Here is a 13,159-nt window from a genome sequence, read left to right as displayed (position 1 = left end):
TTGCGACAGCCGGAAGGGCCAATCAACGAGGTGAGAAGAATGAGCAAGCCACTCATGGGCAAGGTCGCCCTGGTCACCGGGGGGTCGCGCGGACTGGGAGCCGCGACCGTACGGCTGCTGGCCGAGCAGGGCGCCGACGTCGCCTTCACCTACGTCAGCTCCGAGAAGCAGGCGCGGGCCGTCGTCGACGAGGTGCACGGCAAGGGAGCCAAGGCCGTCGCCTTCCGGTCCGACCAGGCGGATACGAGCCGGGCGCCGGCGCTGATCGACGACGTGGTGGCGCACTTCGGCGGCCTGGACATCCTCGTCAACAACGCGGCGATCTCCGTGGCCGGCACGGTGGACGCCCCTGACGCCGACACCGCCGCCCTGGACCGGATGCACGCCACCAACTACCTCGGCGTGATCGCCGTCATCCGGGCCGCCTCCCGAGTGCTGCGCACGGGCGGCCGCGTCATCACGGTGAGTTCCGGACTGGGCTCCCGGGTCGGCGCCCCCGGCCTTGCCGACTACTCGGCGACCAAGTCCGGGGTCGAGAGGTACACCATGGGCGTCGCACGGGACCTCGGGCCCCGGAACATCACGGCCAACGTCGTGGAGGCCGGACTGATGGAGGGCGGCATGCAACCGCCGGACCCCGAGACCCTCGATGCCCTGGTCAGCTCGCTGTCCCTGCAACGCATGGGGCACCCCGACGAAATCGCCGCGGCGATCGCCTTCCTGGCGAGCCCCGCCGCTTCGTACGTCACGGGCGCGGTACTGGACGCCCACGGCGGCTACAACGCCTGAACCGACCCCCTGCGCGCCCCGAAGGACATCGCGCCTTCGGGGCGCGCACCGCCGACGACCCGCGACACGGCGTACGACTCGAAGGCTGTGGGCGGTGAGCTGCGAGGAGACTTGATGAACGGGATCCGCCGAAGCGGTCCTTGGGGCGGCCCCGGCCCGGCCGGGTACGACGGATCGCCCCTGGCCCCTGGCCGCTGCCGGGCAGGGCGGCACGGTCAGCGTTTGACGCGGCTGCGGATGGCCAGGACGGCCAGGCCGAGGAGGACGGGTTCGGCGAGGCGGGAAAACATCTCGGTGTAGGTACCGACGGTGGTGAGGTCCTGGCCGGAGGAGCGGAAGACCACCGAGTTGATCACCACGCGCAGCCCCTTCTCGAACCGCTCTGTGGTGACGCGCTCGGAACAGGAACCGGTGGGATTGACCGGGTCGGGCGTATCGGTGGTCAGGGTGACCTCCTGCCCCACGGCGACCTGGCGGCCGGTGGTGGTCGGCTTCGGATCGTCCACCGGCAGGCCCCACAGCAGCAGCGCGAGCAGGGTGACGGTCATGGCGCCCAGCAGCCAGGCCAGGGCGCGGCCGACGCGCAGCCCGTACCCCGACAGCGCCCAGTACAGGGTCAGCAGCGCCCGCTCGCCCCGGAAGCGTTTGGCAGCGTGGCGGCGCATCTCCATCTCGCCGTAGTAGAAGTCGGCGGCATCCGGCTCGTTCTTGCCGTCCTCCAGGGACTTGCGGAGCTGGCGGTACAGCGCGGCCAGCGCGGGCAGCGCGGGCAGCTCCAGCGGGGGAGTGTCGTCCTCGTGAGGCAGGCCAGTCCAGCCGCTGGCCGCTGCGCGGTGCGAGCGTTGGGAGCGCCAGTGGTGTTCCTCCGCCAGGGTGCTCCGGGTGCTCCACCACATGCGGAGGAACCGGCGCCACCGAAAGCCGTTGGGGGTGGTGGCGAAGGTGCACCAGCCGTCCACGCGGAGCTGGTCGAGGTGGATTGCCCCGGCGAACCGGCAGAGGCTGAGGTCGATGTCGTGCAGCACCAGGTGCGCGGCGTCCACCCCGTCCACGGAGATCAGCCGGACGCCTGGATCGCGGTCGGCCAGCGGTGTCTCCGGGAGCAGGTCGACCAAGGAGGGAAAGGGGGTGCGGCGGGCCGTAACCGTCAGTGGGAACTCCAGGACCGCATCACTCAGGTCCAGCTCGGCATGGCGCAGCCACAGTGTGGCCGTCGAGGCCCACCGGGTGCGGTCGCAGGTCACCGCATGGGCGGCGGCCTCCACCGTCACCGGCTCTCCGAACACCGCACGGTCCAGTACCACCCTGCCGCCGCATATCAGCGGGCCCAGCCGCGCCGTCGCCTCGAAGCGGGCTGCGCGGAACTGAGCATCGCGCATGAAGGTCACCGCATCGAACGAGACGTCGTGGGTAAAGGAGGCACCGCCGAACCAAGCGGTGCCGGTGAAGGACGCAGCGTCGAACGAGGCGTCGCTGGTGAAGGACGCCCGGTCGAACCAGGCGACGCCGGAGAAGGACACATCGTCGAACAGGACGACGCCGGTGAAGGACGCCCCGCCGAACCAGGCGACGCTGGCGAAGGACCCCCCGAGAAACGTAGCGCCGCCGGTGAAGGACGCCCCGCCGAACCGGGCGACGCCGGCGAAGGACGCCCCAACGAACCGGGCACCGCGGGTGAAGGATGCCCCGCCGAACCGGGCCTCGCTGGTGAAGGTTGCCCCGCCGAACGAAGCAACGCCGACGAATGAGGTCCCGACGAACCAGGCATCACCGGTGAAAGCCGCCCTGCTGAACCGGGCCTCGCTGGTGAAGGCCGCTCCGTCGAACCGGGCAGTGCCAAGGCGAGGGTGCCCGGTGGCGGGGTCCCGCAGCGCGTCGAGTAACCGGTCCAGCAGCTCCGTGGTGAAGGGGGTGCCGCGGTGGTCGACGTCGGCGCCGGGAGCCAGGGCGGTCAGGTAGGCGGCGCGGTCAGGCTCGGCCGCGTGGGCCAGGCACGCGGTGCGATCGGGGATGCGGCGGCCACGGCAGCCGACCGGGTCCTCCGCGGTGGCACCGTGTGCGCAGTGCGGCCAGCCGGGCGGGGTGGTGGATGATGGGGCGGGCGTTGCAGACGTCATGCCCAGAGGACGACGGGCGCGGGCGGGTAGTTGCGTGGCGCGCACAGCGAGAGCGGAGCTTGGCATACGGCCCTCTTCCGCGCTCCCCGCAGCAGCGACCGCCCATCGCAGCCCGCGCCGTACCGGCCTCAGCGGTGCGGGAGTACGCGGAACTCGTTGCCGTCCGGGTCGGCCAGGAGCACCGCGCCGTCCCCGCTCGGGGCGTGGTCGAGGCGCTTCGCGCCGAGGGAGAGCAGCCGCTCGACCTCCGCGCGCTGGTCGCCGTCCGGCGCGAGGTCGAGGTGCAGGTCCTTGGCGGGGTCCGGCATGCGGGGCGGGCCGCCCCATGTGATCTTCGTGCCGCCGTCCGGCGACTGGACGGCGGTCTCCTCATCCTGGTCCCAGACCAGCGGCCAGCCCAGCGCCTCGCTCCAGAAGTAGCCCACGGCCTGCGAACCGTCGCAGGCGAGCGCCCCGATGACGCCGCATCCGGCGAGGAACTTGTTGTCCGGCTCCAGGACGCAGAACTCGTTGCCCTCGGGGTCGGCCAGCACCACATGGGGGATGTCCGGCCCCTGGCCGATGTCGGCGTGGTGCGCGCCCAGGTCGAGCGCCCGGGCCACGGTCTCCCGCTGCTCCTCCGGGGAGGATGTGTTCAGGTCGAAGTGCAGCCGGTTCTGGGCGACTTTGCGCGTTGGGGAGGGACGGAAGCCGAGGCGGTAGCCGGCGTCGTTCGCGGACGGCACAGCGACGCCGTCGTAGGAGTGGGAGGTGGAGGAGGAGTCGCCGGCTCGCTCCAGGCCCAGCAGGCCCGACCAGAAGCGGGCCAGGTGTTCGGGCTCGTGCGCGTCGAAGGTGATTGCGAAGAGTCGGCTACTCATGGTGCCACGCGTCCTCGGTCCGTCGGGTGCCGGCTGTCGGCAGTCGGCAGTCGGCAGGGCGCCAAGTCGGCCCCCCGCGGGAGGATATGGTCGGGCCGGTCCCGCCCACAGCCGAGTTTTCCGCGCCGCGCCACGCCCCGGCGCCCAGCCGGTGACGAACGTCTCCGTCCCGCCCCCGGCCCGAGCGATGACCCACCCGTAGTCCGGCCCCGGCCTGCTCCGAGGCGGAGCCGTACCCGGTCAGGCCCTGCCAGGTGCGGATCGCGCCCGCCCGCCGGCCGGCCGTGAATACACCCCGCCTCGCGGCCCGCAAAAGCACCGTGGCCCGCCCGCCCGCCGGCTGTCGCCCAGCGTCCACCTGCACTGCTGTCAACTGCTGTCAGGGGCTTCGTGCTGTGGTGCTCAGCCGGTTCTCACGGACCGGTCCAAGGCGTCGAGGTAGGCGGAGAGCTGACCGGCGGCGTACAGCTGGGCCCTTCCGCGGGACGTGAGGTCGCGCCGCCACCCTTCCAGGGTGCTCGCCAGCGCTTCGAGGCTGCCGGCGTCGCGGAGTTCTCCGAGGACGGTGGCGATGGCGCCCAGGGGCCGGCCTCCCCGGCGCAGCAGGTGCGCCAGTTCGGCGTCGCGCACGTCCTGCGCGAGGTACTGGCGGTGCCCGCGCGGGTCACGTCGTGGGGTGAGGACTCCAGCGCGTTCCCAGGTGCGCAGGGTGGCCGGGTTGAGCGCGAGGTGGCGGGCGAGTTCACCGATGCTGTACGGCGCCCGGGTGCCGGCCGCATCCGGGGCGGCGGCTCCGAGATGAGCGAGCGCCGCTTCGACGGTTCGCAGCGTGCCGCGGTCGCGGGCCAGGAGCGCGTGCCCGTCGTCGACGTACTCCAGTGCTTCGTCGAGCCGGCCGCCGGTGGCGGCATGCATGATGCGTCGGCTCGTCGAGTAACCGAAGGCGGGGACGAGCGCCAGGTAGGCCGCGAGGCCGGCGGCATGAGTGGCGGTGTAGTCCCGGTAGCCGGTCCGGCTGCGGTGGGCCGGCGGGATGATGCCGGCGTCCTCGTAGTTGCGGACCGTCTGCGGGGAGAGGCCATGGCGACGCGCCAGGTCCACGGGCCGCACGTGACCTCCGATTGAGGGTTTCGGCGCGGATGAGCGGAGGATGCGCCGCAGAGTCTCCACCGGGCGTTCAAGGATACGATTCAGGGGCATGGCGCAGAGAAGCACGCACACCGTGTCCGGAGACTTCGATCTGACGATGCACGAACTGCGCGTCGTGGCGCGTTACGTGGTTCGGCACGCAGAGGACGTCCTACCGGTCTTCGAGCAGGCTGTTCCCGGTGATCCGCGCCCTCGTGCGGCGGTCGACGCGGCCTGGGCGTTCATCAACGGTGCCCGCAGGACGACATTGCAGCGCGTCACGTCCCTCGACGCTCATCGAGCCGCCCGGTCCGCGCCCTCCGAAGCCGCGCGACTGGCCGCGCGATCCGCCGGTGACGCCGCGTCGGCCGCATACCTGCATCCCATCGCCCAGGCCGGCCAGGTCGGCCACATCCTGCGGGCCTCCGCGAGCGCCGCACACATCGGAGAGCTCACGGCGGGCGGCGACCCCGCGATCGCGGATGCCCTGCTGGAACGGTCGCGGCGGCGAGCGACACCGGTACTCATCGATGTGCTCTGCCGCTATCCGCTCTCGACGGGCGGCAGCAGTCGTGTCGCCCGGTTGATGAGCACTCTGGATCATTCCCTGCGTCAGGCGGCTGAGCGGCCGCGGGGGCACACCGCGGCGAGCGGCGCCGATGTGCGCGGGAGGGAGTGCACGTCGTGATCCTCCCGAAGGTCCGCGGCCCTCGCTTCGTGACGATCCGCCGAGGTGGGACTCTCGCCGATGCGCATCACCGTCTCCTCGCCCTGTGGGCTGCCGCCTGCGCGGAGCACGTCCTCGGCCTCGTCGAGTCGTCCCGGCCCGGGGACCCGCGACCGCGCCAGGCGATCGAGCATGCCCGGGCCTGGGTGCGCGGCGAGGTCACGATGATGCGCGCTCGCGCGGCGGGCGGCCACGCGATGGGGGCGGCCAGAGACCTGCGCGGGGCAGCACGGCATGCCGCGTACGCCGCCGGTCAGGCCGGGGCCGTCGCCCACGTCGCCGCGCACGAGCTCGGCGCGGCCGCCTACGCGATCAAGGCCGCGCGTGCGGCAGCACCGGAAGGCGAGAGCGAGACCGCGGGACGGCTCGAGTGCCAGTGGCAGCGCGATCAGCTCCCGGAGCCGGTTCGCGAGCTCGTACTTGACGACCAGCGGCTGCGCAACGACATCTGCTGGTCGGTATTCGACTGCTGAGACCGAACCGTGCTCGGCCCCGCGCCGCCGAAGACCGCAGAGCCGACCGTACGGCCCCGCTGCCGGCCCCGAGCGATGGCCCACCCGTAGTCCGGCCCGGCCCTCTCCGAGCCCGAGCCATACCCGGTCCGGCCCTGCCGGGTGACCGGATCGCGCCCGCTCCCCGCAGCGTCACCCTTCCGGTAAACGCTGCGGGTTCCCGAACCACAGGCTCAGGTCCGCAGTGACGTGATGCCGCGGTGGGCGAGCTCGCGGTCTCCGAGGCGTGCCATCGCTTCCTTGCGGACGCCGCCGGCGGGGTCGATGGTGAAGCGGCATTCCACGTCGCAAAAACCCGCTTGTCGGACGAGGGGCGACCACTGCTACCTTTCCGGAGGCCGTGCGAGAGACCGAGGAGGTGGTACCCGTGAACGCAGTATCGACATGGGTGCTCCCCTCCGGGGTCACGGTCGGGCGATAGACAGGTCGTCCGGGAGCGCCGTTCAGTGCACTCCCGAAAGGCACGACCATGCATGTCACTTCCGAGCAACGCCTCGACAACGGCGTCCTGGAACGCGCATTCACCCTTGGCGAGATCCCCGGCATCCTGTGGACACCCGCATCGGCATCCGCATCCGCACCGGCGCCGCTGATCCTGCTCGGTCACCCTCCCCTCGGGCTGCGCAAGATGTACCCCCGACTGGTGGCCCGGGCCCGGCACTCCGCGGCGGAGGGCTTCGCCACGGCCACCATTGAGCTCCCCGGAAGCGGCGACCGGCCCCGTTGGCCCGCCGCCGAGCAGGCCCGCGCCGACCTGCGCCGGGCGATGGAGGCCGGCGAGCCGGTCAGCGACGAGATCGTCGACGCCCTCATCCTCCCGCTGGTCGACAAGGCGGTCCCGGAATGGCAGGCCGCCCTGGACGCCCTCCTGTCGTTGCCCGGGATCGGCGGCCCGGTCGGGTACTCGGGGGGAGTGATCTCCATCGGTATCCGGCTGGCGGTGGTCGAGCCGCGCATCGTGGCCGCCGCTCTCTTCGCCGGGAGTTTCGTGCCTCGCGCCATGTTCGAGGAGGCCCGGCGGGTCACCATTCCGCTGCATGCCCTGCTGCAGTAGGACGACGAAGGGAACGACCGGCAGGCGGCCCTGGACTTGTTCGACGCCTTCGGCTCCAAGGAGAAGTCCCTGCACGCCAACATGGGCGGGCACACCGGCGTCCCACAGTTCGCGGGGGACGCCGTGGCCCAGTTCTTCACCCGGCATCTGAGGTGAGGCCGGGACGTGCTCGCACGGACGGGGTGCGGCCTTGGACCGCACCCCGTCCGGACAGGCCGCCGGCGAGGTATTCGCAACAACGGCCACGGGCAGGGAACCTCGGTTCCGCATCACCTTGCGGCAGCCGGTGAGCCGGATCTCACGCCTCATCGGAATTACATCGGTCCGCCCCGTTCACCGGGCCGATTTTATTTCCGCAGGTGATCATCTGCCAATTGATAACCAGAGTGTATGGATCTCCGCCGGCCGTGTAGTCGATCCATGTCTTGCTGATGTGGCCGCCGGCCTTCCCGGTCTTCACAACGAAAAGCAATTCCGTGAATCCGTGGGCAGCTGCATCCTGGTCGCATTTCTGTGATATTTTCACGCCCTTTCGGAAAGGCTCAACCTGCCCGGAAATGTCGCCTATTTCCTTGAACTTCGGCGGCTGTCCCGAGGCGCTGGTTATCGGCCCCAGGTCGAACCCCGGCGGGGCATTGCGGAGCTGCAGTTCCACTTTCAGTGGCTTGACGGGGGTTTCGTATCTGATGTCTTCCAGCTTGATCTGTGTTCCCGTCGTGGAACACAGAAGGTAAGAGCCGAAAGTCTCCATCCATGGATGGTCTCCCGGGGCGAAAACGGACGTCGCTCCCGTTTCGACATTGGCGCTCAGAGGGCCTGCGTCAGAAACATGCTCCTGCCTCTCCGCAGCACAGGACGTGAGGAGCAGACTACTGGTCAGAGCAAGGGTGACCGGGCAGGCCGCCCGTCGGCGTCGTATGCGCGCCGACCGACGGGCGGCCTCATGGGCGTGGGGAAACATGGGGATACTCTGCCCCTATCGGGGGACGCCCATACACACGGTGCAACGCGGATCTTGCTGATTCGCTCCGCCTTGGGAAGCTGCGCTGCTTCCTGGTTTCTGTGTGGTGAACTCCGAGGCCGATGCTCCGGTTCCTGGGACAATCCGGAAGGAGATGAATCTCGGCTTGTAGATGCTGGGGTCGCGGTAGTGGGCGCCCTCCGGTCCAACGGTGCTGTCGAAGCTGTTCACGTTGTATGAGAGCGTGTGCCGATCACCTGATGTCATTGAGTTGTGCACGTGCGCGTTGTAGGCGAATATGTCGGGATCGCCGTAGCTTCCCCATGGCCCTGTTTCCGGCATGCGGTAGACCTCATCGTGGCCTGACCAATAACCGAAGGGGTCAGCGGGGGCGCAACTGAACCACATGCGGATTCTGTTGCTGAAGGCCTCAGTGCTGTCCTGGCTGATGAGGACAAAGGCGCCTCTCCAAGGGGTGACGCTGAACTCATTCGCCACACCCGTCAGGACGTTGGTTCCCTCGCTTTCACCTCTCATCCAGGCATTGTTCAGCTGGTCGAGGAACTGCCACTTCGACGTGTCGGATATGTCACTCCCCGGCACCCGGGCGATGCGCATTTCTTTGTTGTACGGCGCGTCATCAATACCGTACACGTAGGTGTAGCCGTCACCGCTCTCCGCGGCGGGCAGTATGGCAGCGCCCCACTGCACGTCTGCGTCCGAGGGAATCGGATTGACGTCAATCGGACTGGTGAGGTCATCGAGTGCGAATGTTGCGACGACCATGTTTTCGAGGCGGAAGTCCCAGCCTCCGTCACCGAATTTATGCCACTCGTGGTAGATCACTTGGAGACGCTTTTCGCCATCAACATCCGCGATGAACCCGTCACCAAGCCAGTACCAACGTTTGTCTTGGTCGTGATTTCTGTTCACCTCCGGGGGTACCATTATGGTTTGCGGGGCAGTAGGCGTTCCCGCCGTTACGGTGGAGAGGCTACTCCCATCCTGTATTACGAACGATTGGCGTACGAAGGGAGCGGAGACCGGTCGGGTGCCGTCGTCATTGATCGGCCCGAGGAAAGTATCTGAAAAGAGCCACAGCCTTCGGCCATCCGGCATCTTTACCGAGTACGTGGAGTCACCACCGGTCCATCCGTGTGCGGTGTTCTCAGCGTAGTTGAGGAAAGTTTCAGTGGGCGGCTCCTTGGTTTTCACTTCTTTGGCCTCTGGCCATTCGAAGTTCGCCGGACACTGCCTGTGCTGCACGTCTTCTATTTTTCCAGTGGCGTATTGGGCGACCTGCGAAGCCTCTGCGGGAGTTCCGTCATTTCCACACAAGTAGTTCGCCGTCGGTGTTGTTTTGTAGAAGAGGGCCGACGACTCCGAGTACTGACGTTCGACGCTCAGACCGAAGCCGAGGGAGGCGAACGATACCCCCGCTCCGAGAGAGAAGGCCTTTTGGTCCGATTTCGACCGATCCCAGGTACCCGTATCGACGGGTGCGCACTTGAGATCCCCTCCGGTCTTGACGAGCCAGTCCGGATGCTCATGGATCAATCTTGCCTCGGACCCGCCGGTGTGCCCGCTCGCCTCCCAGGTCTGGTACAGCTCAATTCCGTCCTTGTTGAGGTGTCTGTAGCGGGTGTACTTGAGGCCCACGCGGTACTCGCGATCCTCATGGTGCTCATCCCACGAGAAATTCGTGGATGAACTGATGCTGGTCGACCCACTGGCCTCGAAGCTGCCTTGAGTTCCGCTGTAGCTGGATGCCGCTCCGTAACTGGCCTCGCTACCCTGACTGAACGTCATCCAGGACGAGCCGTCCCTGGTGGGATAGCCCTTCCCGATTGTCGCCCAAGCCGGCTTTTCTTCCACCGCTATTTTCATGGCGCTCAAGGCAGAGAACTCACCGGTCGGCGTGCTGCCATTCTCTGCATTTGCCAAGCTCTGCACTTGCTTCGGAAGGTTCCGGAGATCCATGGTCACCTCGGCCGGGCCGGCCGCGGGAATGGAACGCTGCTCCGCCGCGTGTGCCGATGTCTGCTTGGCGTCCGCCCACCTGGTCTTGGTATCGCCCTTCTTGTTCCGGAGCCGCACCGATGCAGTAGTCCAAGATGCCTTATCGACCCCCGGAAGGTATACCTCTATTTCCAAAGAGACCAAGCCGTTGATCGAGATATACTTGTCGCTGAGGTGCTTGGGGTCCACGGTGACAGCAAACTTGTCCCCTTCAGCCGTGACCGCGCTGTCCGGCAATAACAGTCGCTGTACTTCAGCACCTTTCTCAATATTCTTTCTGATGTTCTGGTTCGGCTGGACCCATATCTTGAAGTAAGCATCCTGAAGGGACGTTGCTTCTTCAACCCGGCCGGCCAGCGCAACCGAGCCCGCAACGTTCAGAGAAAGGTCGTAGGGATCCTTTGTCGCTGCGGGCTCCCCTTCCCCGGCCGCACTTGCAGCCGGTGCGTTGCCTACAAGACAGGCCAGGATCGCCAAGCTAGCGAAGCCACTCGTTCCCCGTCGCCAACGAGGTCTCCTTGTACGTCTCACCATGTTCCTCCCAGCTTGATGGGTTCCGCACCCGCCACAGAGTGGCCGCCCGAAAGCCGCAATACCTATCGTTGTGGCACGAGAGACAACTGGGCGCAGCACCACTTGGACTTCGCCCGCGTGATCATCAGGACTTTACATGCTCCATCACTCTGTCGCCTCTATTAATCAGTAAGTCCCTCAGGTGCGGTTTCACCCCCATGGAGAGTCTATTCCCGCCTTCTGTCGTTGTTCGGGAAAATGCGCGTATACCCTTCTCGGCGACATATTTCCTCTTTCTATTGCCAAAGAACGTTCTGTACAGCTCTTTCTAAATCCAGCCCAGAAGGCTTTCTCCGGCGTCATCCGATCACCGGGGTCAGCCTCATCACGTCTCCGCCCACCGACGGCCCCGGCCGTGCCGCCACCTCGAAGCCGGCCCCGAGGAACCGGGAGGTCGCCCCGTCGGCTTGGGTGCCGCTTGGAGAAGGTCGTCATCACGTCGAACCAGGCGTAGCCGGAGAAGACCGCCCCACCGAACCCTTGGGTCCGGCGCGGACGGGGGGAGTTGGGGGCGGAGTTCCCTACAGGCATCGCTCAGACCAGCCCCGGGAGGCGGCCGACCGACGGGGCGAGGAGGAGCGGCAGACGGAAACAGGGGCCGGGCTACAGCCGGGCAGGACGGCGTTGTTGGCGCTTTCCGCGACGGCGTTTCGAGCACGCTGCGTGATGCTGTACGGAGTACCCCGGGGACGCGGCTCGGTTGGCGACGGGCGGCCGGGCGTGTGGGCGGAGCGGGGAGCGGACGGCAGGAGGTCGCTCAAATGTGCTGGTAGCGCGCCCACTTCGGGCTCGCGCCCTGCTTGCGGTGCCGGTACGGCGGTCCCGTACGGGCGGGGATGTGCGCCGGGGCCCGTACAGAATCCGTACGCGGCGTGCACGTACGGGCACACAGGGTGGACAGTGCGCGAAAAGGTCCGTCACGCTGAGTGGTGAGCACGAGGGCCGTGGGGAGGGTCGCGGTCCGGTACAGAGGAAAGGGCCGCGGATGGACATCGTCGAAGGGGGCCCGGCTGCTGTGGCCGGGCACGAGGCGGAAACGGGAGCCGGAGAGGAAACCGGGGGCGAAGGCGTCGGCCTGCCGCAGCAGGGGCCGGCCGGGGAGTGGGAGCGGGAGCCGTGTCCCTCGGACAGCCTGCGGACGTTCGGAGCGTTCGTCCAGGCGCTGCGCGAGCACGCGGGGCTCAGCCGCGCGGACCTCGGCGCGCGGGTGCACTTCTCCAAGCACACCGTCGAGTCGGTGGAGTTGGGGCGCCGCATGCCCGACCCGAGATTCGTGGAGCGCGCGGAGGAAGCGCTCGGCAACACCGGCGCCCTGCGGAAGGCGGCCCGTCACCTCACTCGGGGCGAGCCCGGGCTCGCGGCCTGGTTCCGGCGCTGGGCGCGGCTGGAGCGGGAGGCGGTGAGCCTGTGTACGTACGAGAACCGGCTGGTGCCAGGGCTGTTGCAATCCGAGACGTACGCACGGGCAGTGATCGAGGGCACGATCCCGTTGCGGACCGACGAGCACTTGGAAGCACAGCTGACCGCCCGAATGGAACGGCAGAAGATGTTGCGGGAGCGGCCGACCGTGCCGTTCAGCTTCATCGTGGAAGAGCACGTGTTCTGGCGGCAGTTCGGCGACGCGGAGGCCATGCGCGGGCTGCTGGACCACGTCCTGGAGCTCAGCGCCCCGCGCAACGTGACACTTCAAGTGGTGCCGCTGGATGCAGGGCTGCACGCGTGCCTGGACGGACCGGTGCGAATCTTGGAGACCCCGGCGGGGCAGCGGCTCGGCTACTCCGAGGGTCAGCAGAACGGACGGCTCATCTCCGACCGGAAAGAGGTGAGCCTGCTCTGCAATCGCTATGAAACACTGCGCTCGCAGGCCCTGAGCCCAACAGAATCCCGGGCCCTGCTGGAGCGACTGCGAGGAGAGCGATGAACAGCGGTAAGACGGAACTCGCCTGGTTCAAGTCCAGCTACAGCGGCAGCCAGGGCGACGACTGCGTGGAGGTGGCGATCGCTGAACAAGCCGTCCACGTAAGGGACTCCAAGGACACGACCCGCCCGGCCTTCACCGTCGGCCGCGAGGAGTGGGCATCGTTCCTCGGGTTCGCGTCAGGGCGCTGAGCGGCTGATGCGCGGTGAGACGGAACTCGCCTGGTTCAAGTCCAGCTACAGCGGCGGCGAGGGTGATAGCTGCGTGGAGGTCGTGGTCACTCAACAGACCGTCCGCGTGCGGGACTCTAAGGACGTGACCCGCCCGGCTCTCGCGGTCGGCCGCGAGGAGTGGATGTCGTTCCTCGGGTTCGCGTCAGGGCGCTGAGCAGTTGATGTGCCGTCCGCCGCCCGGGATGCCGGATCGGCGGACGGCACACTTTTGGCGGTACCCGTGCCTCATGCCTCGTCGGCCGGGGCGCAGCCGAGGGCGGCACGGTTG

Annotated in this window: 11 protein-coding genes and 1 pseudogene; 7 read left to right on the top strand and 5 right to left on the bottom strand. The window is 68.0% G+C overall.

The window, feature by feature from the left end:
• Nucleotides 1-39 precede the first annotated feature (39 nt).
• Nucleotides 40-789: an SDR family NAD(P)-dependent oxidoreductase gene (locus tag SXIN_RS26010; RefSeq protein WP_039821234.1), complete on the top strand. Its 750-nt coding sequence runs from the start codon at nt 40-42 to the stop codon at nt 787-789.
• A gap of 215 nt (nt 790-1,004) precedes the next feature.
• On the opposite strand, the gene SXIN_RS26005 is transcribed toward SXIN_RS26010, so the two are convergent.
• The 3 genes from SXIN_RS26005 to SXIN_RS25995 all read right to left on the bottom strand — a co-directional run bounded on the left by SXIN_RS26005 (nt 1,005) and on the right by SXIN_RS25995 (nt 4,876).
• A complete protein-coding gene (locus tag SXIN_RS26005) occupies nt 1,005-2,906 on the bottom strand; it encodes a pentapeptide repeat-containing protein (protein ID WP_019708904.1) in 1,902 nt (633 codons plus the stop codon).
• A gap of 128 nt (nt 2,907-3,034) precedes the next feature.
• Nucleotides 3,035-3,766, bottom strand: coding sequence for a VOC family protein (locus tag SXIN_RS26000; protein WP_019708905.1), 732 nt, complete (start codon nt 3,764-3,766; stop codon nt 3,035-3,037).
• A 402-nt stretch (nt 3,767-4,168) separates the two neighbouring features.
• A complete protein-coding gene (locus tag SXIN_RS25995; RefSeq protein WP_019708906.1) occupies nt 4,169-4,876 on the bottom strand; it encodes a MerR family transcriptional regulator in 708 nt (235 codons plus the stop codon).
• A gap of 88 nt (nt 4,877-4,964) precedes the next feature.
• Between SXIN_RS25995 and SXIN_RS25990 the strand changes: the two genes are divergently transcribed.
• The 3 genes and pseudogenes from SXIN_RS25990 (at nt 4,965) to SXIN_RS25980 (ending at nt 7,343) form a co-directional block, all read left to right on the top strand.
• A complete protein-coding gene (locus SXIN_RS25990) occupies nt 4,965-5,582 on the top strand; it encodes a putative immunity protein (protein WP_019708907.1) in 618 nt (205 codons plus the stop codon).
• Nucleotides 5,579-6,094, top strand: coding sequence for a putative immunity protein (locus SXIN_RS25985; RefSeq protein WP_095757617.1), 516 nt, complete (start codon nt 5,579-5,581; stop codon nt 6,092-6,094). Before SXIN_RS25990 ends, SXIN_RS25985 begins: the two co-directional genes overlap by 4 nt.
• Before the next feature lie 508 nt (nt 6,095-6,602).
• Nucleotides 6,603-7,343 (top strand): annotated as a pseudogene (locus tag SXIN_RS25980) (dienelactone hydrolase family protein).
• A 142-nt stretch (nt 7,344-7,485) separates the two neighbouring features.
• Here SXIN_RS25980 and SXIN_RS25975 read toward each other — a convergent pair.
• Complete coding sequence (locus SXIN_RS25975; protein ID WP_238153865.1) at nt 7,486-7,938, bottom strand: hypothetical protein; 453 nt, start codon at nt 7,936-7,938, stop codon at nt 7,486-7,488.
• Between the two features lie 225 nt (nt 7,939-8,163).
• A complete protein-coding gene (locus SXIN_RS31365; protein WP_157916342.1) occupies nt 8,164-10,644 on the bottom strand; it encodes a hypothetical protein in 2,481 nt (826 codons plus the stop codon).
• A gap of 1,081 nt (nt 10,645-11,725) precedes the next feature.
• Between SXIN_RS31365 and SXIN_RS25965 the strand changes: the two genes are divergently transcribed.
• The 3 genes from SXIN_RS25965 to SXIN_RS25955 are packed head-to-tail and all read left to right on the top strand — an operon-like array spanning nt 11,726 to nt 13,045.
• Nucleotides 11,726-12,661, top strand: coding sequence for a helix-turn-helix domain-containing protein (locus tag SXIN_RS25965; protein WP_019708913.1), 936 nt, complete (start codon nt 11,726-11,728; stop codon nt 12,659-12,661).
• On the top strand, nt 12,658-12,849 hold the full coding sequence (locus SXIN_RS25960) for a DUF397 domain-containing protein (RefSeq protein ID WP_019708914.1): 192 nt from the start codon (nt 12,658-12,660) through the stop codon (nt 12,847-12,849). Before SXIN_RS25965 ends, SXIN_RS25960 begins: the two co-directional genes overlap by 4 nt.
• 7 nt (nt 12,850-12,856) lie before the next feature.
• A complete protein-coding gene (locus SXIN_RS25955; protein WP_019708915.1) occupies nt 12,857-13,045 on the top strand; it encodes a DUF397 domain-containing protein in 189 nt (62 codons plus the stop codon).
• The last annotated feature ends 114 nt before the right edge of the window (nt 13,046-13,159 follow it).

Source organism: Streptomyces xinghaiensis S187, from assembly GCF_000220705.2.
In the GTDB taxonomy this organism is placed as follows: Bacteria; Actinomycetota; Actinomycetes; order Streptomycetales; family Streptomycetaceae; genus Streptomyces; species Streptomyces xinghaiensis.
The sequence above is the reverse complement of the archived record's forward strand: the minus strand, read 5'-3'. Positions and strand labels throughout refer to the sequence as shown.